This window comes from Arthrobacter sp. Soil_N43, from assembly GCF_057655195.1.
In genome coordinates, this window is sequence record NZ_JBDGML010000124.1 from 1 (window position 1) to 21,729 (window position 21,729).

At 67.7% G+C, this 21,729-nt stretch carries 16 protein-coding genes; 7 read left to right on the plus strand and 9 right to left on the minus strand.

Annotation, left to right across the window (positions count from 1 at the left end; all coding sequences use genetic code 11):
• The 4 genes from AC3A3W_RS20555 to sufU form a co-directional block, all read left to right on the plus strand.
• Window positions 1-1,734: helix-turn-helix transcriptional regulator (locus tag AC3A3W_RS20555; RefSeq protein WP_487444980.1), on the plus strand; the 1,734-nt coding region annotated here is incomplete at its 5' end.
• Window positions 1,712-4,480, plus strand: coding sequence for a LuxR C-terminal-related transcriptional regulator (locus AC3A3W_RS20560; protein ID WP_487444981.1), 2,769 nt, complete (start codon window positions 1,712-1,714; stop codon window positions 4,478-4,480). The genes AC3A3W_RS20555 and AC3A3W_RS20560, both read left to right, overlap by 23 nt.
• Before the next feature lie 494 nt (window positions 4,481-4,974).
• Entirely contained in the window at window positions 4,975-6,300 is a 1,326-nt protein-coding gene (locus AC3A3W_RS20565) for a SufS family cysteine desulfurase (protein WP_487444982.1), read from the plus strand.
• A gap of 29 nt (window positions 6,301-6,329) precedes the next feature.
• A complete protein-coding gene (gene sufU / locus AC3A3W_RS20570) occupies window positions 6,330-6,779 on the plus strand; it encodes a Fe-S cluster assembly sulfur transfer protein SufU (protein ID WP_487444983.1) in 450 nt (149 codons plus the stop codon).
• A gap of 72 nt (window positions 6,780-6,851) precedes the next feature.
• On the opposite strand, the gene AC3A3W_RS20575 is transcribed toward sufU, so the two are convergent.
• The 3 genes from AC3A3W_RS20575 to AC3A3W_RS20585 are packed head-to-tail and all read right to left on the minus strand — an operon-like array spanning window position 6,852 to window position 9,187.
• On the minus strand, window positions 6,852-7,073 hold the full coding sequence (locus AC3A3W_RS20575; protein WP_487444984.1) for an SCO4848 family membrane protein: 222 nt from the start codon (window positions 7,071-7,073) through the stop codon (window positions 6,852-6,854).
• Window positions 7,074-7,076: 3 nt separating this feature from the next.
• Window positions 7,077-7,574 (minus strand): DUF2505 domain-containing protein, encoded by a 498-nt coding sequence (locus AC3A3W_RS20580; RefSeq protein WP_487444985.1) that lies wholly within the window; start codon window positions 7,572-7,574, stop codon window positions 7,077-7,079.
• Between the two features lie 47 nt (window positions 7,575-7,621).
• Complete coding sequence (locus AC3A3W_RS20585; RefSeq protein WP_487444986.1) at window positions 7,622-9,187, minus strand: SDR family oxidoreductase; 1,566 nt, start codon at window positions 9,185-9,187, stop codon at window positions 7,622-7,624.
• A 190-nt stretch (window positions 9,188-9,377) separates the two neighbouring features.
• Here AC3A3W_RS20585 and mfd point away from each other — a divergent pair, with 190 nt between their 5' ends.
• Entirely contained in the window at window positions 9,378-13,049 is a 3,672-nt protein-coding gene (gene mfd, locus AC3A3W_RS20590) for a transcription-repair coupling factor (RefSeq protein ID WP_487444987.1), read from the plus strand.
• A gap of 4 nt (window positions 13,050-13,053) precedes the next feature.
• On the plus strand, window positions 13,054-13,878 hold the full coding sequence (locus tag AC3A3W_RS20595; protein ID WP_487444988.1) for a metal-dependent hydrolase: 825 nt from the start codon (window positions 13,054-13,056) through the stop codon (window positions 13,876-13,878).
• 72 nt (window positions 13,879-13,950) lie between these two features.
• On the opposite strand, the gene AC3A3W_RS20600 is transcribed toward AC3A3W_RS20595, so the two are convergent.
• The 6 genes from AC3A3W_RS20600 to nirB form a co-directional block, all read right to left on the minus strand.
• A complete protein-coding gene (locus AC3A3W_RS20600) occupies window positions 13,951-14,184 on the minus strand; it encodes a hypothetical protein (protein ID WP_205654321.1) in 234 nt (77 codons plus the stop codon).
• Between the two features lie 50 nt (window positions 14,185-14,234).
• Entirely contained in the window at window positions 14,235-14,975 is a 741-nt protein-coding gene (gene deoC / locus AC3A3W_RS20605) for a deoxyribose-phosphate aldolase (RefSeq protein WP_487444989.1), read from the minus strand.
• Window positions 14,976-15,071: 96 nt separating this feature from the next.
• On the minus strand, window positions 15,072-15,929 hold the full coding sequence (locus AC3A3W_RS20610) for an FAD-dependent oxidoreductase (RefSeq protein WP_487444990.1): 858 nt from the start codon (window positions 15,927-15,929) through the stop codon (window positions 15,072-15,074).
• 261 nt (window positions 15,930-16,190) lie between these two features.
• Entirely contained in the window at window positions 16,191-17,381 is a 1,191-nt protein-coding gene (locus AC3A3W_RS20615; RefSeq protein WP_487444991.1) for a uroporphyrinogen-III synthase, read from the minus strand.
• Between the two features lie 5 nt (window positions 17,382-17,386).
• Entirely contained in the window at window positions 17,387-18,421 is a 1,035-nt protein-coding gene (gene cobA / locus AC3A3W_RS20620) for a uroporphyrinogen-III C-methyltransferase (RefSeq protein ID WP_487444992.1), read from the minus strand.
• Between the two features lie 2 nt (window positions 18,422-18,423).
• Window positions 18,424-21,069, minus strand: a complete 2,646-nt coding sequence (nirB, locus tag AC3A3W_RS20625; RefSeq protein ID WP_487444993.1) for a nitrite reductase large subunit NirB — start codon at window positions 21,067-21,069, stop codon at window positions 18,424-18,426.
• Window positions 21,070-21,360: 291 nt separating this feature from the next.
• Between nirB and nirD the strand changes: the two genes are divergently transcribed.
• A complete protein-coding gene (nirD, locus tag AC3A3W_RS20630; RefSeq protein ID WP_487444994.1) occupies window positions 21,361-21,726 on the plus strand; it encodes a nitrite reductase small subunit NirD in 366 nt (121 codons plus the stop codon).
• Window positions 21,727-21,729 lie beyond the last annotated feature (3 nt).

The following is a 21,729-nucleotide window of genomic DNA, read 5'->3' on the forward strand; positions in this document are numbered from 1 at the left end:
GTCGTGCGGTCGTGGCTGAGCATTTCCCGGCGGCGGGAGCTCAGGAGTGAGTTGCTGGGCGACCACGAACCGGAGCTGGCAAAACTGAGTCTGGAAGAGCGCATTGAGTTCGCCGCATGGACGCGGGAATGCCAGGCCGAGCTCAGTCCGGCCATGGCGGTGGCCGCGGCCGAAGCAGCCGTGCAGATGTTCGACCCCCGTTTCGCACTCAGTTGTGTCGAGGGGCTTAAGAGAACTGACGCCGAGTGGGTGGCAGGACAACACCACAAGGCCACGGCCTATCTGCTGCTGGACCTGCCGCTGCAGGCCATGGACGCCCTGGACAGCATTTCCCAGGCGCAGCTGGACCAGCTGGGCGTGGAGGAATTCGCCCGCGTTGTGGCCGCGAAATGCAGGGTGATGATGTGGCTGCCAGAGCTGTGTGACAAAGTGCCGGCAGAGATTGCCGAGGCCCGGCGACGCCTGGGCGTTGCACCGGGGCCGGCCGCCAGCTGGCCGGACGCCTTGGGCGCGGCCGCCAATGTCATCACGCTCGCGGAGTTCGAATACCGGTCGTTCATCGGCGACTACGCACCGATGATCCGGGTCCTTGAGGAGGCGGCAGATCCTGCGACCAACAAGGACCCGGGCTTCCGCATCCAGTCCGCCCTGATCCTCATGCACTCCCTGTCTGCGGTGGGCAGGGAAATGGACGCCCTCCAGCTGATGCGGCGGGTCGGGGGCCAACTGTCGGATGCAGGGCCCATGACGGGCCTGCGCGAGACGTTTGCCATGACGGCTTTCTCCGTGCTGCTCCAGGCGGGCCAGTGGCGGCGCTGTCTTGACCTCGTGGGTCCGCCCAAAGGACATGAGGAGCGTCGGCTGGCACACCGCACGTCGGCCATGGAACTGGCCACGGGCATCGCCTACGTGTACTCGGGCCGCGGTGCCGTGGCCCTGGATTCACTGCTGTCCGCAGTGGCGCAGCTGGAACTCCGGCCGGTCGTGAACATGCTCCAGGCAGCCTATGCCGCCACGGCGTTCGCCTACGCGCAGATCGGCAACGCGGGCCAGGCCCACAAGTACCTCGACAAGCTGCGGGGAGCGCGCGGGCACTGCAATTTCCGCACCCGGGTGGTCACCGATTTCTGCGCCGATATGGCAGGGCGGTGGCTGGGGGATCCAGACGCCGTGAAACGGCTGTTGGACGCTGCCCACCGGGACATATCGGCGGGACGTTATACGCTCGCCGGCATCAGCCTGCTTGGTGCCACGGTTAACGGAACCGACGACGATTTCCGGCTGATGGAGCAGGTGGCCGGGCACCGGCAGGGAAAGCTGGCGGAAATTTCCCGCCTGATCGCCGTCGGCAGCCGCACCAAGGACGCCAAGGTTCTCCTGGAAGGTGCGCACCTCGCCGCTGAGCTCGAACTGGACGCCGTGGAGGCACGGTGCGTTGCACTTGCCGTGGACTTCGCCCGCCATTCGGGCGATTCCGCATCGGCCCGCGTGGCTCAGGCCAGATTGGACAGCCTCACAGCCACCGTTCCCAGCCTGCCGATCGTCCCCAGCAGCGGCAGCCCGCTTCTTACGGCGCGCGAACGCCAGATTTCCCGCCTTGCGGGCAGGGGTGTGTCCAACCGGGACATCGCGCTTGAAATCGGTGTCTCCGTCCGCACTGTCGAGGGCCATCTTTACCAGGTGTTTACGAAACTCGGCGTGACTTCCAGGGGTGATCTGCCTGGACTCGTCTAAGGGCCGTACCCAGAAGCCGGAGCCGGCAGCTGACCACCGGCAGCTCACCGGGCGGCGTGAAGTGATTGACCACGTCTGCGGCACCATCCGCAGCCGGGCAAACCAAGCCGTTTTCCTGATGGCGGGGCCGGGCCTCGGAAAGAGCACCCTCACGGACGCTGTCAGCGAAAACCTATCCGGCGAAATGACCATCCTCCGGATCCACGGCAGTTCTTCCCTCGCCAAGGTCCCGTACGGCGTGCTCGCTCCCTACACCGCCGACCTCCCGCTGGACGAGGCAGACTCGCCCGTGGCGGTGCTGAGGGCTGTGTGGGCCTATTTCCAGGAGCTCAAGGCAGGCAAGGACGTGCCGCTGCTTCTCGTCATCGATGATGCCCACCACCTCGATGAAGCCACGGCGAACATGATTGTGGACATGATGTCAGCCGGATGGGCCGGCGTATTGGCCTCGGGGCGCCCGCGCCCCGGACTGCCGCAGGCACTGAACCAGCTGTGGTACGACGGCCAGGCAGAGCGGATCGACCTCCGGCCGCTCAACGGCGAACAGGTCACGGAAGTCGTGGAGCACACGCTCCAGGGGACCGTCCCGGCCAACACCGTGCAGTCATTGTGGTCCGCTTCGGGTGGGAACCCCCTGCTCCTGAACTGCCTTCTGCGTGATGCGGTCGAAGCGGGCATCCTGGCCAAGAGGAACGGCATCTGGCTGTTGCTGGGCCCCCTGCCCGCGGACGGGCCCAGACTGTCCGACGTCGTTGTCAAAGACCTCCTTCGCAGAACGCCGGAAGAACAGGACGCATTGCGTCTCATCGCCTTGGCCGAGCCCGTGGACCGCGGCCTCATCGAGGATGTGTTTGGCGGCGCTGTGGTCCGGTCCCTCCTGGATCACCAGCTGGTGAGCGAATCCAGCGGGCGGCACAGCCAACTGCGCATTTGGCACGCCATCCTTGGCGAAGCCATGCGGCATCAGGTGTCCGTCTCCCGGAGCCTCCAGCTGCGGCAAAAGATGGAGGGCCATCTGGACCCGGCGACAGCCGGTCCCGAAGGCAGGCTGCGGCTTGTTGAGTGGTCGCTGGAGTGCGGGATGGAGGTGTCCGACCCCGACCTGCTGGACGCTGCCCTGCTCGCCGCAACGATGTTCAACAACTCCGGTGCACGGCTCATGGCAGGGCACGTGACTGACTCTGGACTCCAGGCCCGGGCGCAATCCATCTCGGCGAGGGCACTGTTCAATGAAGGCAAGTACCGGGAGGCTGCGGACCTCCTGGACAGCTGCTGGCTGGAACTGGCAGAGGTTCCGGAAGCTCCCCACGTGCTCATGCTCAGGGCATCGGCACATCTGGCGCTCGGCAAATCGGCGGAGCTGCTCAGGGCAGAGTCGCGCGGCCGGCTCGCCGATGCCGGAGAGGATCCCCGGGCCTCGTGGCAGGACCGGATCCACCACCTGCTGGAGATGGCCGAAGCCGGAGACCACGAGGGGATCCGGACGCTGATTGCCTCCCTGGAAGGCGGCGGGGACTTGGAGGCGGCACCGGGAGCCGCTGCATCCGGAGCCGTCAAAGCCAAGGTAGCGGAGCGCCCCCTCGTGGGGCCCCTGCCTGCCACGGTGACCGAAGCCACCAGCACCGTCGCGCACGCACTGCTCGCCCAGACGCTCGTGTCGGCCGGGCTGGCGCACCAGGCCCACGACGCCGCCCTCGCCGCGGCTCCGTCCATGGAGGCACTCCAGGGAGGCCTGTACTTCTTCAACGAGTTCCTCCTGACGCGCCTGGTTTCAGCCTCGCTCGCGGCGGGCAACTGGGAGGCTTCCGAACACGAACTGACCAGCCCCCACGCCGAGGAAAACGAAGGGGCGGCCACCTTCGGAGGCGGTTTCCACGTGCTCCGCGGACTGGGCCTCCTCCGGCAAGGACAGCTGGAACGTGCCTACCAGGTGCTTCTTCCCGCCGTCGAAGCCCTTCGGATCAATGATCCGCTCCAGCAGTTCCGGTTCGGCACGGCGCTCGCCTTCTACGCCGCGGCGCGTCTGGGGGATGGCGCGCAGGCCCAGCGCCTCGAACAGGATTTGATCGCCGCCCGGCACGCCAGCGGGCCCGGAAGCGAACTCCTCGCCGAAGCCTATGCGGCAGCGGCGGCCGAATATCTGGACCGCAAGGGCAGCGGCCTTGCCAAGCTCCGCGAGCTGGCGGCGTCACCGCGAGTCGTTGCGCAGCCGGGGACGAGGATGGAATGCCTGATCCTCTGCTCCGATCTCGGCGACCGCTCGGTGGCCGACGAGATCGCATCCCTTGCCGACTCCGTTGAAGGCCGTTGGGCCGCCGGCTGGCATCAGCTTGCCCTCGCCTGGGCCAGCGAGGATGCCGACGTGCTCATGGAAACCGCTGCCGGCCTTGAGGAGGCAGGCCTGGTCAATCTCGCCAGGGAGGCCTATGCCCGGGCCGGCGCCATCCTGGACGCGGCGGGGGAGCGGCGCCGCGCCCGGCAGGCCGTGGCCCACCGCGAAAAGTGCGACCAGGAGCTGGGTGAGCGGTTCCGGGAAAGCCCGTTCGTTGCCTCGGTCCCGAGCGTCCACCTCACCCGCCGGGAACGCGACATTGTGGAGCTGGCGGTGCAAGGACTCTCCGACCGCGAAATCGCCCAGCAGCTGATGGTGTCGGTGCGGACCGTCGAGGGTCACCTGTACCGGAGCTACGTCAAGCTCGGCGTGCGGCGGCGGGACGAGCTCGCCCTCGCACTTCCAAAGAAGTAGCTTTCCGAAGAAGCAGCCCTCCGAGCGCCATAGGGCCGTGCCCACGGCACCATCTGCCTGCCCGTGCAGCACTCCTCCGCGTGCCCGTGCTGCCCTCCTCCGCCGCGCCCGGACGCGCCATTCGTCCCCGGATTCGGCCGTGACAGCCCTACCTGCTGAAACCAGTAGCCGACTACCCGAAAAAACGAGTACTCGATACTCGTGCTGTGGGTCCCACTACGCGATTAACTGTTACTGGCAGCAGAAACCGGAGGCTAAGTCACCGCGGAAGCTGCCACCAAGAACTTCCAGGTCTCGCGATGAAGGAACTTCCGGTCCCCAAGGGGCCGGGTTCAGGCGGGGCCGGCGACGTCAGAGCCTTCTGAGACCGAGGCTCTCCCCCCAGCCGTCGCCGGCCCTTACACATGCCCGAGGCGCCTGCGGCAACGCGGTGTCGGGAATTCGGTGCTGTGGGACAATTGAGGGGTACCTCAAGGCATCCCAAGGAGTCCCCATTGGCCGTAGTAACAACGCCAACCACGCTGGAGCGTGCGCTTCCCGCGATGGATAATGCCGAGGTCCTCCGGATCCGGAACGACTTTCCCGTTCTGGATCAGCTGGTCAACGGCCGGCCCCTCGTCTATCTGGACTCCGGTGCCACGTCGCAGAATCCGCTGAGCGTGATCGAGGCCGAGCAGGAATTCTACGAGCAGCGGAACGCCGCCGTGCACCGCGGCGCCCATCACCTGGCCGTTGAAGCCACCGAGGTCTTCGAGGACGCACGGCAGACCGTTGCCGATTTCGTTGGCGCAGAGTATGCGGAGATCGTCTGGACGTCCAATGCCACCGAAGGCCTGAACCTGATCAGCTACGCGCTCTCCAACGCCGGCCTGTGGGCCGCGCAGGGCCGCGGTGACGCCCGGCTGCGGGAGCTCGCGCTCGGCCCCGGGGACGAAATCGTGGTCACCGAAATGGAGCACCACGCCAACCTGATTCCCTGGCAGGAGCTGGCCTACCGGACCGGGGCCGTGCTGCGGTACATTCCCGTCGACGACTCCGGGAAACTTCATCTGGACCAGGCGGCCGAAATCGTGGGGGAGCGCACCCGGCTTCTTGCTTTCACGCACGCCTCCAACGTGCTCGGCACCATCAACCCGGTGGCGGAACTCGTGGCCATTGCCCGGCGGGCCGGCGCGCTGGTGGTGCTGGATGCCTGCCAGTCGGCGCCGCACCTCTCCCTTGACGTCAAGCAGCTCGACGTCGACTTTGCCGTGTTCTCGGGCCACAAGATGCTGGGGCCCACGGGCATCGGCGTGCTGTACGGCAAGCAGGAGCTCCTGGACGTGCTGCCGCCCTACCAGACCGGCGGCTCCATGATCACCACCGTCACCATGGAGCGGGCCGAATACCTGGCCGCGCCGCAGCGATTCGAGGCCGGGACCCAGAAGATCTCGCAGGCCGTGGCGCTCGCCGCAGCCGTCAACTACCTGACCGAGACCGGCCTCGACCGCGTGCACCGCTGGGAGTCAGAGCTCGGCCAGCGCATGGTGGCCGGCCTCGAAGCCATTGAGGGGATCCGTGTCCTGGGACCGGCAGCGGGCCAGGACCGCATCGGCCTTGCAGCGTTCGACGTCGTGGGTGTTCACGCGCACGACGTCGGCCAGTTCCTGGACGCACGCGGAATCGCCGTCCGCGTCGGGCATCACTGCGCCCAGCCGCTGCACCGGCGCCTTGGCCTGACGGCCACCACACGGGCCAGCGCCTACTTGTACAACACCACCGACGACGTCGACGAATTCCTGGATGCAGTCTCCGGAGTCCGCGCCTACTTCCGCGCCTAGCGCGGAACCCTGAAGACAGGTACCGCAGCATGAGCCTCGACCAGCTTTACCAGCAGATCATCCTGGACCACTCCAAAGCCCGGCATGGCAGCGGCCTGGCGGAAACACCGGCGCCGGAGGGTGCGTCCACCGGCCAGTCGCACCAGCTGAACCCCGTCTGCGGCGACGAGGTAACCCTGCGGGTTGCCGTGGACCACGGCACGGTTGCGCAGCTGGCGTGGGACGGTGCAGGCTGCTCCATCTCCATGGCCTCCGCGTCGGTGCTGAGTGAGATGGCCGAAGGCATGTCGGTGGAGGAGCTGCGCTCGGTGATCGAAAGCTTTCGGGAGGTTCTTCGCTCGCGCGGCAAAGTCCACGCAGACCCCGAGGTGTTGGGCGACGCCGCCGCCTTCGAAGGGGTGGCCCGGTACGCGGCGAGGGTGAAATGCGCCATGATCTCCTGGGTCGCCGCGGAGGACGCACTCAACCAGGCTGCCTAGAACCCGGCTTCCCAGAGAAACGTAGGGGCGCCCCGGCCAGAATCAGGCCGGGGCGCCCCTACCTTGGCACGCCTAGCCGATCAGCGCGGCGATCCCGATTCCGGCCGTCGCGGCGCCCAGGATCATGGACACCGCCACCAGCACGATGTGCACGGTGAGGAATTTGGTGGCCTTGCCGGCATCGTCACGAGCCCTCGGGTCTTTCATCACCCGGCGCAGGAACTGCGGCCACACCACGAGCGACCAGAACCCCGAAATGACCAGGACCCAGGCCAGGAACGCGGGGATTTCCACCGGCTAGTGGCTTTCGAGCCAGGCCTGCGCCTGCTGGGACTGGATGTTCAGGGCCTTGCCCACCATCGGCTCTGCTGCGTCGGCAATCTTTCCTCCCAGGAACGGCACGGAGGAGGTGACGTTGCCTTCGAGCTCAACCCGGGTGCTGCCGCCGTCTGCTACCAGCCGCTGGACAGCCGAGACATCGATGGGGGCTCCCGCGATCTTGAGGGAGATGGTGCTCTGCCGCGAACCGTCGGCGGCAGGGGCGTCCCAGTTCTCCACCTGCGTCACCTTAAGGGTGTCGCCCACGAACTTCCGGGCGATCTCCGGCAGCCGGGTGGTCGGAAGCGTGCGCACGGAGGTGGTGCTGAAGGCTCCGGCAACGTCTCCGGCCACCGTGAAGGACTCGAGGCTGCCCCCAACGTATTCGCTGGTGTGGCGCTGGAAGTCTTCGTTCGTGAAGACCGCCGTGACGTTGTCGACGGCGTGGGGCAGGGTAGTGGAAGCACTCAGTGCCATGGATCCTCCATTGTTGTGGGGTCAGAACGCTTTTTGCTCCACACATCCTACGGGGTTGCCCGGGTCTTGCTGGCACCGCGTCCACTGTCACCGGACTGTTCCGCATTGGAAATCTTCCGTGCAGCCGCCGTGATGTTGCGGGACATGGCCGGAAAAATCAGGCTGTGGAACGGCAGCACCGCCAGCCAGTAGAGCCGGCCGCTGAGCCCCTTGGGAAAGAAAATGGCACGTTGCCGGTAGCGGCTCCCGTTCCCGTCAGGCTCCACGGAGAGCTCCAGCCAGGCGCGCCCCGGCGCGCGCATTTCCGCCCGCAGCCGGAGCAGTTTGCCCCGCTCGATCCGCTCCACGCGCCACCAGTCCACCACCTCGCCGGCGACAAGGTGGTGCGGGTGCCGGCGGCCCCGGAGCAGGCCCGCTCCGCCGGAGAGCTTGTCCAGCCAGCCGCGCACGCTCCACGCCAGCGGCAGCGAATACCAGCCGTTGCGGCCGCCGATGCCCTCAATGACCGTCCACACATGCGCCGGGTCCACGTCACCGTGGAAGCTCCGTTCGTCCACATACACCGTGTGCCCGGCCCACTCGGGATCACTGGGCAGCGGATCGGCGTCTGCGCCGGCGTTGGCCCACGTTGTCTCGACCTGTGCGTCGCGTTCCTTGCCCAGCGCGAGGGCCACGGCCGTGCGGTAGCCGGTCAGGCCGCCGTCGGGCTGTCCGATGTAGTTGTCGATGTCGTGTTCGGCGGAGACGGCGTCGTGCTGCAGCGACTGCACCAGCGGGACGGACATGGACAGCGGTATGGGGGTCACGAGCGCCACCCAGAGGCCAGCCAGCCGGGGGGCCGGGATGGGGAGCGCCAGCACCAGCCGCCGCGGCAGCCCGGCCTCGGCCGCATATTCCTTCATCATGCCGGCATAACTCAGGACGTCCCGGGAGCCGATGTCGAAGGTGCGGTTGAGCCGCCCTTCGAGGGACGCGGCGCCCACCAGGTAGTGCAGCACGTCCCTGACAGCGATCGCTTCGATGCGGTTGCGCACCCAACTGGGCGCCGGCATGACGGGCAGCGTTTCCGAAAGGTGCCGGATCATTTCGAAGGACGCCGAGCCGGAGCCGATCACCACTCCGGCCTGGAACACGATGGCGTCGACAGGGCAGGCGAGGAAGACTTCCCCGACGGCCTCGCGGGAGCGCATGTGCGTGGACAGCCCGGTGCCGCGGGGGTGCAGGCCGCCCAGATAGACGATCCGCCGCACGCCGGCGGCCGCCGCAGCCGCGGCCACGAGTTCCGCCATGGACTTTTCCTTGGCTTCGAAGCCGGACCCGGCTGCCATGGAGTGGACCAGGTAGTACAGGACATCGACGCCCCTGAGTGCGTCCTCCACGGCGGCAGCATCGTCGAGGCTGGAGCGCACGACGTCCACGTCGTTGAACCACGGCACGCCGGCGATCTTGTCGGGGGAGCGGACCAGGACCTTGACCCGGTGCCCTGCGTCGAGCAGCCGAGGGACGAGCCTGCCGCCGATATAGCCCGTGGCGCCGGTGACCAGCACCGTCCGGCCGCTGCCGGTGGCCTTGCCGGTGTCCGCGCCGCTGTCAGTTCCGGTCTGGTCGCTCACTCGAGCCTCCTTAGGATGGCGGCACTGCCGGACCCGGCATCACCTCCCAAGCAAGCTTAGCAACGGGCCCGGCGGCGGCCGGATGCCGCCGGGTCCCCGGCGGGGGTAGGCTGGGATGACCCGGCATTCTGGCGAATTTCGGGTTTTCGTGTTGCCTGCGTTCGAAGTGAATACTCCAGGAGATCCTGCCATGAGCCCCACCGGCCAGCCAAGCAAAGGCCAGCCCCTCAGCGGCCTGCGACGCGTCCTTGCCGCAGACAAGACGTTCGCCCGCGTCCAGGCGGAGGCGTCCCGGAGCTTCAGCGTCCGCAGCGAGGATTACCAGGTCAGCGCCCCCGCCGGCCTGCGGGCGGTGCTGCTGGCCGAGATGGCGGAGGGGCTGGAGAACGCCGACGGCGCCCGTCCCGGCGTCGTGCTGGCCGTCACCGCGACCGGCCGCGAGGCAGAGGATCTCGCAGCGGCGCTGCGTGCCTACCTCCCCGCCGATTCCGTGGCGGAATTCCCCAGCTGGGAGACACTGCCCCACGAGCGGCTGTCGCCGCGTTCGGACACCGTGGGCCGGCGGCTTGCCGTGCTGCGCCGGCTGGCACACCCGGAAAGCACGACGGCGGGATCCCTGCGGGTGGTCGTGGCCCCCGTTCGCGCCGTGGTCCAGCCGATCGTTGCCGGCCTGGGCGACCTGGTTCCGGTCACCCTGAAGGTCGGCCAGGACGCCCCGTTCACGGACGTGATCCGCAGCCTGGCTGACGCCGCCTACGCCCGCGTGGACATGGTGACCCGCCGCGGCGAGTTCGCCGTCCGCGGCGGCATGCTGGACGTCTTCCCGCCCACCGAAGACCACCCCATCCGGGTGGAGTTCTTCGGCGACGAGGTGGACCAGATGCGCTGGTTCGCCGTCGCCGACCAGCGCTCGCTGACCTCTCCCGGCCTGCACCACCCCACCGAACTCCATGCCCCGCCGTGCCGCGAAATCCTCATCACGCCGTCCGTGATGTCCCGGGCCGCAACACTCAAGTCCCAGCTGCCGGCGGCCGCGGACATGCTGGAAAAGATCGCCGGCGGCATTGCCGTGGAAGGAATGGAATCACTGGCCCCGGTGCTCGTGGACGCCATGGTTCCGTTCATGGAGCAGCTCCCTGCGGGATCCATCGCCGTGGTGATCGAGCCGGAGAAGGTCCGGACCCGAGCGCACGACCTCGCCGCCACGAACGAGGAGTTCCTGGAAGCAGCGTGGTCCACCGCGTCGGACGGCGGCCCCGCGCCTTTGGCGCTGGACACTGTCTTGAGTGCACAGGCCTCTGCGGCCCTGCACTCCGCCAGCTTCCGTTCGCTGACGGAGACCCGTTCCGCAGCGTTGGGCCATGAGGTGTCCTGGTGGTCCATCACGTCGCTGGCCACCGACGAGGAGCTGACACCGGACATCAACGTGCTCAACCTGCACGCCCGGGAACCCCGGGGCTACCAGGGCGACGTCGCCGAGATGATGGACTTCATCGGATCCCATGTGCGCGACCAGTGGCGCATCGTGGTGGCCACGGAGGGACCCGGCCCTGCCCAGCGGCTGGCCGAGCTGTTCCATGACGCCGACATCCCGTGTGCCCGCGTCGACTCCCTGGACCACGAGCCCCAGGCGGGCATCATCGAGGTGACCACTGCCGCCGTCGGACGGGGTTTTGTCCTGGACGGACTCAAGCTGGGCCTGCTGACCGAGGCCGATCTGCTGGGACGCACCTCGGCGGGTTCCACCAAGGACATGCGCCGCATGCCGTCCAAGCGGCGGAACGCCGTGGATCCCCTGCAGTTGCTGGCCGGCGACCATGTGGTGCACGAACAGCACGGCATCGGCAGGTTCGTGGAGCTGATCCAGCGCAAGGTGGCGGGCGGCGGGGAGGGCGTGCGCGAGTATCTCGTGCTGGAGTATGCGCCGTCCAAGCGCGGAGCCCCGGGGGACCGGCTGTTCGTTCCCACGGACCAGCTGGACCAGGTCACGCGGTACGTTGGCGGCGACGCGCCCGTGCTCAGCAAGATGGGCGGCGCTGACTGGGCAAGCACCAAGTCTAAGGCGCGCAAGGCCGTCAAGGAGATCGCCGGGGAACTCATTCGGCTGTACTCCGCGAGAATGGCCTCCCGCGGGCATGCCTTCGGCCCCGACACCCCGTGGCAGCGCGAGCTGGAGGAAGCCTTCCCATACGTGGAGACGCCTGACCAGCTGACCACCATCAACGAGGTCAAGGCGGACATGGAGCGGGAAATCCCCATGGACCGGCTGGTCTCCGGAGACGTCGGCTACGGCAAAACCGAGATTGCCGTGCGAGCCGCCTTCAAGGCCGTGCAGGATGGCAAGCAGGTGGCGGTGCTCGTCCCCACCACGCTGCTGGCCCAGCAGCACTATGAGACGTTTACCGAGCGGTTCTCCGGCTTCCCGCTGAATGTGAAGCCGCTGTCCCGCTTCCAGGGCTCCAAGGAGGCCAAGGAAACGGCGGAGGGCGTGAAGAACGGCACCGTGGACGTCGTCATCGGCACGCACCGGCTCCTCTCCAAGGACTTTGGCTTCAAGGACCTGGGCCTCGTGATCGTGGACGAGGAACAGCGCTTCGGTGTGGAACACAAGGAAGCGCTCAAGAAGATGCGCACCAACGTGGACGTCCTCGCCATGAGTGCCACGCCCATTCCGCGTACGCTGGAAATGTCCCTCACCGGCATCCGGGAAACCTCCACGCTGGCAACGCCGCCGGAGGAACGCCACCCGGTCCTGACCTATGTGGGCCCGTACACGGACAAGCAGACCTCCGCCGCGATCCGCCGCGAACTCATGCGCGAAGGCCAGGTGTTCCTGGTGCACAACCGCGTCTCCACCATTGAACGCACGGCCGCCAAGATCCGCGAGCTCGTCCCGGAGGCCAGGGTGGAGGTGGCACACGGCCAGATGTCCGAGAGCCGCCTGGAGCAGATCATCGTGGACTTCTGGGAGAAGCGCTTCGACGTCCTCGTCTGCACCACCATCATCGAGACGGGCCTGGACATCTCCAACGCCAACACCCTGATCGTGGATGGCGCGGACAAGTACGGGCTTTCACAGCTGCACCAGCTGCGCGGACGCGTGGGCCGCGGACGCGAGCGGGCCTATGCCTACTTCCTCTACCCCTCCGAGAAGCCGCTGGGAGAAGTGGCGCTGGAGCGGCTCAAGGCCGTGGCCACGCACAACGAACTTGGCGCAGGCATGCAGCTGGCCATGAAGGACCTTGAGATCCGCGGCGCCGGCAACCTGCTCGGCGGCGAGCAGTCGGGGCACATCCAGGGCGTCGGTTTCGACCTGTACATCCGGCTCGTGGGCGAGGCCGTGGCGGACTACCGCGGCGAGGCCGAGGAAAAGGCCGCCGAGATGAAAATCGAGCTTCCCGTCAACGCCCACTTGCCGCACGACTACGTGCCGGGCGAACGCCTCCGCCTGGAGGCTTACCGGAAGCTGGCCGCGGCCGTCACGAACGAGGCGATCGACGAGGTCCTTGCGGAACTCGTGGACCGCTACGGCGAGCCGCCGCTGCCCGCGCAGAACCTCGTGGCTGTGGCACGCTTCCGTGTAGGCGCCCGGGAGGCCGGACTGTCCGACGTCGCCCTGCAGGGAAACTTCATCAAGTTCTCTCCCGCGCAGCTTCCGGAGTCGAAAACCATGCGCCTGAACCGCATGTACCCTGGCGCCCAGTCCAAGCCGGCGCTGGACGCCGTGCTCATCCCGAAGCCGAAGACGGCGAAGATCGGCGGCCGGGACCTTCAGGATGCCGAGATCCTGGAGTGGGCCAACGGCGTGATCCGCAACATCTTCTCCGACGCGACCTTGTCTGTCTCACCGACGGGGAGCTAGCCGCATGATGGGGGGACACCACGCCGCGTCGGGAGCCGCGGCGTGGGTGGCTGTTGCGTCAACGGGGCCGTACACCCTGGGCTGGTACCCGCTGGACGCCACCGGCGTGCTGATCGGCGGAATGGCGACGGCGGGCACTGCCCTGGTCTGCGACTGGGACCACCGCTCAAGCACCATTGCGCACTCGCTGCCGCCGCTGTCCAATGCGATTGCGCGGGGGATTGAGAACGCCAGCGGCGGGCACCGGCAGGGGACACATTCGGTGCTGGGCGCGGCGTTCTTCGTTGTGCTCGCCGCCCTGGCTGGCCAGATCCAGCTGCAGACCCACTGGGGAGTGCTCTCGGTGGGCGCCGGCCTGCTGTGCATGTTCATGATCAACATTGCGGCGAAGGCCTTGAAGCTGTTTCCCAAGTCGGGCTTCATCAGCACCTGGATCTTCGCCCTGACCATGGCAGGACTGGTGACCTGGTTCGCTCCGGACCAGTGGTCCTGTCTGCCGGTGTCCATGCTGATCGGCGTGGTGGTCCACATCGTGGGGGATCTGGTGACCACCGGGGGTGTGCCGCTGCTCTGGCCGCTCGTGATCAGGCCGCCGAAGGTCCTGCGCCGGCTGCCCCTCCTGAAGAGTGTGTGGCGGCCCAACGGGGCACTGTCCATCCCGCTCCTGGGGCGTGCCGGATCCCGCCGGGAATGGCTCGTGCTCATACCGGTCAGCGCTTACGCCATGGTGGGCATGTGCCTCGCCGCGTGGTCCCTCGCCGGCACGCATGTTCCGGCAGCCGCGGCGCTCGTCGGCAGGCTGGCCAGCGGACTGCCGGGCGTGCCCTGAGCGGAGCGGGCACTTAAACGGCTGAAGCCCCGGAGAAATCCGGGGCTTCAAAACGTTGGTGGCCGGGGCGGCTCAGTGCTCGCCGGCGGAATCCGAACGGCCGAGGATGGTCTGCGGTATCCAGAACGCGAGGGCGAACAGGCCCAGGCACACGGCCATCGGCCACGGGTTGCCCAGCGTCAGGAAGGACAGCGAGTAGATGGATCCCAGAAACAGGGCCATCATCACCACGAAGAGGACAATGCTGGTGACCAGGCTGTTCTCGTTCTGGGGTGTCTGTACCTGCGTGGTGGTCTTGCTGGACATTCATTCCTCCTCGGCCCCGCGGGGCTCAAACTGTGGCGGCTGCCGGCGGATCAGTAGGCGGACGAACCCTGTTCGCCCTTGACGATCGCAATTCCGGAGCTGGCACCAATACGTGTTGCACCTGCAGCAATCATAGCCTGAGCGTCTGCCAGGGAACGCACTCCGCCGGAGGCCTTGACACCGAGGCGGGGACCGACCGTCCGGCGCATCAGGGCAACGTCCTCGACCGTGGCGCCGCCGCCATTGAACCCGGTGGACGTCTTGACGAAGTCCGCTCCGGCCTCCACGGCAGCCTCGCAGGCCAGGACTTTCTGGTCGTCACTGAGCAGGGCGGTTTCGATGATGACCTTCAGAATCGCCTCGCCACCATGGACGGCCTCGGCCACCGCCTTGATATCGTCCACGAGGGCACCCTTGTCCGAGGCGCGGGCGTCGGCAATGTTGATGACCATGTCGATCTCGTCTGCCCCGTCCAGCACCGCGCCGCGCGCCTCGAACGCCTTGACGTCGCTGGGCGTGGCACCCAGCGGGAAGCCGACCACGGAACACGTCAGCACGCCGGAGCGCTTGAGGGCATTCTTCACGGTCTTCACCCAGACAGGGTTCACGCAGACGGACTTGAACCGGTACTCGGCAGCTTCGGCGCAGACTTTGAGGATCTCCGCCTCGCTGGCTTCCGGCTTGAGCAGTGTGTGGTCAATGTAGGACGCGATGTTGGACGGTTCAGCGCCGGAAGGGATCCCTTCGGGGCTCGTTGCGGTGCCCGCTCCCGGGCTGGCTTCGTTGCTCATGCTGGTCCTTTCCATGGGCCTTGGAGGCCGCAGGATCCGCGGGTGTCGCGGTTCCCTGAGTGACCATCTTGCCATAGCCCGCAGGGCCCGCCGGGGCTAGGCTGCAGCAGCCAGCCGCGCCTCGGGGACCGTGGACATCAGCTCCGCCGCGCAGACGCCCGCGGCCGAACCGGAGGCCACCAGTAGCCCGAGCCGCACGCCGTCGAACGACGCCGCATCACCGATGGCCCAGATGCCGGGCACAGACGTGCGGTAGTCCCGGCCGACGACGATCCCGCCGGCCGGAGCCGTCTTCGCCCCTGCGCTGGCTCCCAGGCTGTCCCGCGCGATCCGGTCCTCGGCGAGGACCACCAGGTCCCCGTTCATGCGGCTGCCGTCGTCGAAAACAATCCCGGCGGCGGGCAGCACGGAGCCTGCCAGGGTGGGGACAATGGCTGCAGGCCTGGCGGTGGTGCGGATCGGCCGGACGCCACGTGCACGGAGCACAGCCTCGGCCTGCCCTGCGGCGGCTCCCGTGCCGACGAGGATCCCGAGCGGCCGCCGGCCCAGGACCCGGGTGACTTCCTTGACCGCGTCGCCGATCTTGGCGGCGTCATCGATCGTGGAGTAGTTGAGGCAGCGGCTGGCGCCCTCAACAGGGGAGTGGACGGGAGCCGAGCCGGTGGCAAGCACCAGCTGGTCATAGCTGAACTCCATGCCGTCCGCCGTGGTGACCACCTGGGCTGCGGCGTCGATATGGCTTGCGGGCTGTCCGAACCGTATGGAGACAAACGGCAGGGCGGCGAGTTCGAGCAGCTCCTGGGGCGCGTCGTCACGGCTGCTCAGCACCGTGACGGTTCCCGGAAACTTCGTTTTTGCGAGCTGGCCGACGAGCGCCCGGGCAGCGGGACCGGCGCCGGCGATGACGATTCTGGGAGCGGTGGCGGTGGAGGGAAACTGTGCCGGAGCGGACATGTGCGGGCCCTTTCAGATGCTGCAGGCGGGCCGGATTCGGGCCCTGTTTGTGCTGGTAGGACACAGCGTAGTGGGCGGGCTTTTCGCACATATTTCCCGGCTGTTGCGGAATTATCCCCGGCTGTTCGCCAGTGTTTACCCGCCGGTAATAAACACAAAGCGGGGCCGCCTCCCGCCCACCCTGCCGCTGGATTCAGCTGGCGGAATGGGCGAAGTGCGGCCCCGCGACGTGGTTGTCCCGTTGCAGTACAGCCTGTGGCGCTAGACGCGGATCCGGTAGCCGCGCTTCACCACGGTTTCCACCAGGCGCCCGTCCGGCAGGGATGAGCGCAGGCGGCTCACCGTCATGTCCAGGGCGTGCACCGATCCGCGCAGCTCGAGGAGCTCGGACAGCGACTCCCTGGAGAGCACGGCGCCCCCGGCACCGAGGAGGGCGCGCAGCAGCAGCAGCGGCGCGGGGGCAACTTCCACCGGCTCGCCGTCGATCCGCAGCGAGCGGCCGCGCAGTTCCACAACGCCGGAGCGCGTTTCCAGCCGGCGCACGTGGTTCAGTGCGAGGTGTTCGCACACGAGCCTGATCAGGGCACCCATCCGGAACCGCTCCGGAACCAGCGGAGTGATCCCGGCGTCCAGAAGCGGCTGGGCGGTCACGGGACCCACGACGGCGGTGGTGACAGTGGTCTTCAGGCTGTCCACGAGCTGCTTGTACAGTCCCATTTCGTGCGCGGTGCTCCACATCGCGTCCACGGCCGGTGCGCTGGTGAAGGTCAGGACGTCGAGGTTGCCGCTGCAGGCAGCCTCGATCAGCCGCGGCAGGCGGTCGGCGCCGTCGGGCTTCACCCAGCGGTAGGGCGTGACGGTGAGGACCGTGGCACCGGACATCCGCAGCCGCTCAAGCTGGCGGACATCGGTGTAGCCGTGCAGCTGTATGGCGACGGTTTTGCCGCGCACGCCTTCGGCGAGCAGCATGTCCACCAGCGTGGCGGTGGTTTCGTCGCTGCTGATGCCGACGTCGGCAAGGCCGGCCGCGCGGACCGCGCCGCGGGCTTTTGGTCCCCGGACAAACATCCGGCAGGCGGCCAGGGTGTCCAGCAGGTCCTCGCCGATGCCGGAGGCGTCCGCGGCCTCGCACCAGCGGCGCATGCCGTAGGCGGTGGTCGCGATGCACAGGTCCGGTTTGGCCGCGATGATGGCCTTGGTGTCCTCGATGAGGCTGATGTCCTCGTTCACCGGGGCGATCTTCAGGGCGGGGGCGTGCAGTACTTCAGCGCCCCGGCGCTCCAGGGCCTCGATCAGGTCGCGGGAACGGCGGTGTGAGGTGACACCGATCCGGAAACCCTCAAGCGGCGCCTCGGTGGCCTCCGGGGCCGCGGTCTCCTGGGGTTCAGTTCCTGCACGGCCCGGCAGTGCAGCGCCGGGCGATGCGGGGGCAATGGCGTTTAGTGCGGTCATAACTCTCACGATTCCAGCAGGGAGGCCGCCAGGCGGTCAAGGTCGGCGGCGGCCTCGGCATGCCCGCGGTTGGCCTCAGCCACCCGCACCACCTCGCCGATCACCAGGACGGCGGGGTTGCTGCAGCCCGCGGCGGCTGACGCAATGGTGCCCAGTTCCGCGATGGTGGTGCGCTGGCCGGGACGGTACCCGCGCTCAACCACGGCCATCGGCATATCGGCGCGCATCCCGGCACGGCGCAGGCCCGCAGCCAGGTGGTGCAGCGTGCCGATGCCCATCAGCACCACAATGGTGCCGCCCAGGCCTGCCAGGTGGGTGAGTTCCTTCTCCGTCAGCGGCGCGTGGCCTGAAACGACGGTGAACATGTGGCTGACTTCGCGGTGCGTCACCGGGATGCCGGCAGCGGCCGGCACCGAGATGGCGCTGGTGACGCCGGAGATCACCCGGACGGGGACACCGGCTGCGACGCAGGAGGCAACTTCCTCACCGCCGCGGCCGAAGACGTACGGGTCACCGCCCTTGAGGCGCACCACGTTGTTGCCGGCCAGGGCACTTTCCACCATGAGCTTTTCAATGTCGCCCTGGCTCACCTTGTGGTGGCCGGGCTTCTTGCCCACGTCCACCAGTTCAGCAGAGGTCATGGACGGCAGCTCTTGGTACGGGGCCAGGCGGTCGTAGAACACGACGTCGGCATCCCGCAGGGCGTTGACGGCCGCCACGGTCAGCAGCTCGGGGGTACCCGGACCGCCGCCGACAAGCGTGACGTGGCCCAGCGGACCGGCGGCAGGCTCGGCGGAAACGGGGATGCCGGTTGCACGGCAGCGCTCCAGCAGTGGTTCCCAGCCGGGCTGGCCGTCATTGACGGCGGCAACCAGGAAGGGGCGCTCGGGCAGGGGGCCGTCGTGCTCGGCACCCTGCGGGGAGCTGAGGCGGTAGACGACGGCGCCGGCTGCCTCGTAGCGGCGGACCGCCTGGCGGGCGGCGGAGTCCGAACCTGTGACCAGGACTTCGCGGCCGGTGAGATCAATGCTGAGCTGCATGCCTATACCTCGTTCTCATCGCTGGGCCTCATGGGGATGGAGGCCCCGATCAGCACTGGTTGCTGGGCGGCCAAGGCCTTCTCTTCCGCGGTGGCCGGACGCATCTGGCCGCGCTCGTCGGGGACAAAGGTGATGGAATCGTCCTTCTGGTCGGGGGCGTTGACGAAGGAGCGGAACCGGCGCAGGCGCTCGGGGTCCTTCAGCGTATCTGCCCACTCGTCGACGTAGGTGTCGACGTGCTTGGCCATGGCTGCCTCGAGCTCCTCGGCGATGCCCAGGGTGTCGTTCACCACGACGTCCTCGACGTGCTTGATGCCGCCGTCGAGCTCCTCCTGCCAGCGGGCGGTGCGCTGCAGGCGGTCGGCTGTGCGGATGTAGTACATGAAGTAGCGGTCGATGTACTTGATCAGCGTCTCGTCGTCCAGGTCCTTCGCGAGCAGCTGGGCGTGGGCCGGGGTGGCACCGCCGTTGCCGCCGACGTACAGGTTCCAGCCGTCCGCGGTGGCGATCACGCCGACGTCCTTGCCGCGGGCCTCGGCGCATTCGCGGGCACAGCCCGAGACGCCCATCTTGAGTTTGTGCGGGCTGCGGAGGCCGCGGTAGCGCAGCTCCAGCTGGATTGCCATGGCCACGGAGTCCTGGACGCCGAAGCGGCACCAGGTGGAACCGACGCACGACTTCACCGTGCGCAGGCTCTTGCCGTACGCCTGCCCGGACTCGAAGCCGGCATCCACCAGTTCCTTCCAGATTTCCGGCAGCTGCTCCAGCCGGGCGCCGAACATGTCGATGCGCTGGCCGCCCGTGATCTTGGTGTAGAGGCCGTACTTCTCGGCCACCGCTGCGATGACGCCGAGCTTCTTCGGCGTGATCTCACCGCCGGCGATGCGCGGGACCACCGAGTAGGTGCCGTCCTTCTGCATGTTCGCCAGCGCGCGGTCATTGGTGTCCTGCAGGGTGCCGCGGCCGGCGTCGAGGACGTAGGCGCTGTTCTGGCTGGCCAGGATGTTGGCGATGGTCGGCTTGCAGATGTCACAGCCTGCGCCGGTGCCGTACTTGGCCATGATCTCCTCGAAGGAGGTCAGCTCCAGGACGCGGATGGCGTCGAACAGCTCCTGGCGGGACAGCTCGATGTGCTCGCAGAGCGCCTTGGACACCTCGACGCCGGACTTGGTCAGTTCGGTTTCGAGCAGCTTCTTGAGCATCGGCACGCAGGAACCGCACTGGGTTCCGGCGCGGGTGCAGCCCTTCAGTTCGCCGAGTTCCTGGACAGGGGCGTTGCCGTCGCAGGCGCCGCAGCCGTTGATAGCGTCGCGGATGCTTCCGGCGGTGACGTTGTTGCAGGAGCACAGGGTGGCGTCGTCCGGCAGTTCCGTCTCGGGTGCTTCGCCGCCGCCGGCCGCCGTCAGGTAGGCGCCGGGTTCGGCCGGAAGCTCACGGCCCAGGAGCGGGCGGAGGCTCGTGTACGGCGTGGCGTCGCCGACGAAGATGCCGCCGAGGAGGGTCTTGGCATCGTCGGTGGTGACGATCTTCTGGTACACGCCGCGGGCAGGGTCGGCGTACACGATTTCGAGGGCGTGCTCGGTCCTGGCGAAGGCGTCGCCGAAGCTGGCCACGTCCACGCCGGAAAGCTTCAGCTTGGTCGCCGTGTCGAAGCCCGGGAAGGTGGCTTCGCCGCCGTGCAGCCGGTCGGCAACGATCTCGGCCATGGTGTTGGCGGGGGCCACGAGGCCCAGGCACATGCCGCCGAAGTTCGCGACCTCACCGATAGCCCAGATGCCGGGGACCTGGGTGGAGCAGTCATCGTTGATGACCACGCCGCCCCGGGGGCCGAGGTCGAAGAGGGCATCCTCACCCTCGGCTGCGCGGAAGAGTTCATCGCGGGGCTTGACGCCGATGGCCACGACAACGAGGTCGGCCGCGATGGTGCGGCCGTCGGCCATCAGAACGCCGGTGACCTGGCCGTCGTCGTCGGCAAGGATTTCAGACGGGAACACGCCGCCGTGGACCTCGAAGCCCTTGGCCTCGATCAGGCGGCCCAGCGCCTGGCCGGCGCCCTCGTCGAGCTGGGTGTTCATGAGCCAGGGGGCGCCGTTGATGACGACCGGGGTGGCGCCGAGCTGTTCGGTCCCTGCCGCGGATTCCAGGCCCAGCAGGCCGCCACCGATGGTGACGGCGTTGATCTTGCGGCCGAGCTTCTCGGTGAGTTCTGCGATCGACTTGTTGATCGCCCAGACGTCCTCGAGGGTGCGGTAGACGTGCACATGCTCCGCGCCAGGGATCGGCAGGCGGGCGGCGTCTGAACCGGTGGCCACCACGAGTTCGTCGAATTCGTAGGAGTTACCCGCTGCGGTCTCTACGGACTTCGCAGCGTGGTTGATCTTGATGACGCGTTCGCCGGTCTTCAGGTCCAGGGCGTCGTGGTCCCACATGGAGGCCGCGCCCAGAGTGAGGTCCACATCGCTGTCGGTGAGCGCCTTGCTGAGGGCCACACGGTCGTAGGGGAGGTGGGCTTCCTCAGTGAGGACCGTGACATGCCAGCCTTCGAGGCCGCGGGCATGCATTGCGTCCGCAAAACGGTGGGCCGCCGGGCCGCCGCCGGCGACGACGATGCGGCGCGGAGTCTCTGTGCTTGAAGTCTGTTCGGTCACTGTGGGCCTTTCGCATGGGCCGCAGACGGTGCTCTGCAGCTTGTCCATCCAGACTAGGCAGGCGCAGTTTCGCTTCAGTTTCCCTTTTGTTTCGTGAACTTAACTTCTGCATCACGAACACATTTCGGGGCAAGTGAGGTGTCTTTTACGTTCCGGACACATTGACTGCACCCCTCTGAAACACCGGCACCCTACCTTGGATATACCGCCGAACTGGCGGCTGAAGCAGGCGAAATCGCCTTGCGGGAACCGGCCTTTCGCCGGGATGCAGGCAAAGGGAGAGGAGCCGACATGACGGCAACACTGGAACTTGAGGATCTGACCACCGGGTACGGCACTGGCTGGCACCGGGTCTGCGCCGTGGACGAACTGGAACTCTCCTGGGGAGAGGCGGCACTCATTGCCGGCCGCCAGGTTGCGCTGTTCCGCACCGCGCCCGGTGAGGTTTTCGCCGTGGCCCAGGAGGATCCGGCCACCGGCGCCTTCGTCATGGCACGCGGCATCCTCGGATCGCGCGGCACGCGCGCCACCATCGCGTCGCCGCTCCACAAAGAGGTCTACGACCTGGAAACCGGCGAGTGCTTTGGCAACGCCGAACTGCACCTCGACACGTTCCCCACGCGGATTGCCGACGGTTACGTCGAAATCTCGCTGTAGGTT

What these genes read in the sequence shown, in the direction of transcription:
- nirD (WP_487444994.1), top strand. Translation starts at nt 21,361, where the DNA reads ATGACGGCAACACTGGAACTTGAGGATCTGACCACCGGGTACGGCACT.
- sufU (WP_487444983.1), top strand. Translation starts at nt 6,330, where the DNA reads ATGAGCCTCGACCAGCTTTACCAGCAGATCATCCTGGACCACTCCAAA.
- AC3A3W_RS20580 (WP_487444985.1), bottom strand. Translation starts at nt 7,574, where the DNA reads ATGGCACTGAGTGCTTCCACTACCCTGCCCCACGCCGTCGACAACGTC.
- cobA (WP_487444992.1), bottom strand. Translation starts at nt 18,421, where the DNA reads ATGCAGCTCAGCATTGATCTCACCGGCCGCGAAGTCCTGGTCACAGGT.
- deoC (WP_487444989.1), bottom strand. Translation starts at nt 14,975, where the DNA reads ATGAGCAACGAAGCCAGCCCGGGAGCGGGCACCGCAACGAGCCCCGAA.
- AC3A3W_RS20600 (WP_205654321.1), bottom strand. Translation starts at nt 14,184, where the DNA reads ATGTCCAGCAAGACCACCACGCAGGTACAGACACCCCAGAACGAGAAC.
- mfd (WP_487444987.1), top strand. Translation starts at nt 9,378, where the DNA reads ATGAGCCCCACCGGCCAGCCAAGCAAAGGCCAGCCCCTCAGCGGCCTG.
- AC3A3W_RS20595 (WP_487444988.1), top strand. Translation starts at nt 13,054, where the DNA reads ATGATGGGGGGACACCACGCCGCGTCGGGAGCCGCGGCGTGGGTGGCT.
- AC3A3W_RS20615 (WP_487444991.1), bottom strand. Translation starts at nt 17,381, where the DNA reads ATGACCGCACTAAACGCCATTGCCCCCGCATCGCCCGGCGCTGCACTG.
- AC3A3W_RS20610 (WP_487444990.1), bottom strand. Translation starts at nt 15,929, where the DNA reads ATGTCCGCTCCGGCACAGTTTCCCTCCACCGCCACCGCTCCCAGAATC.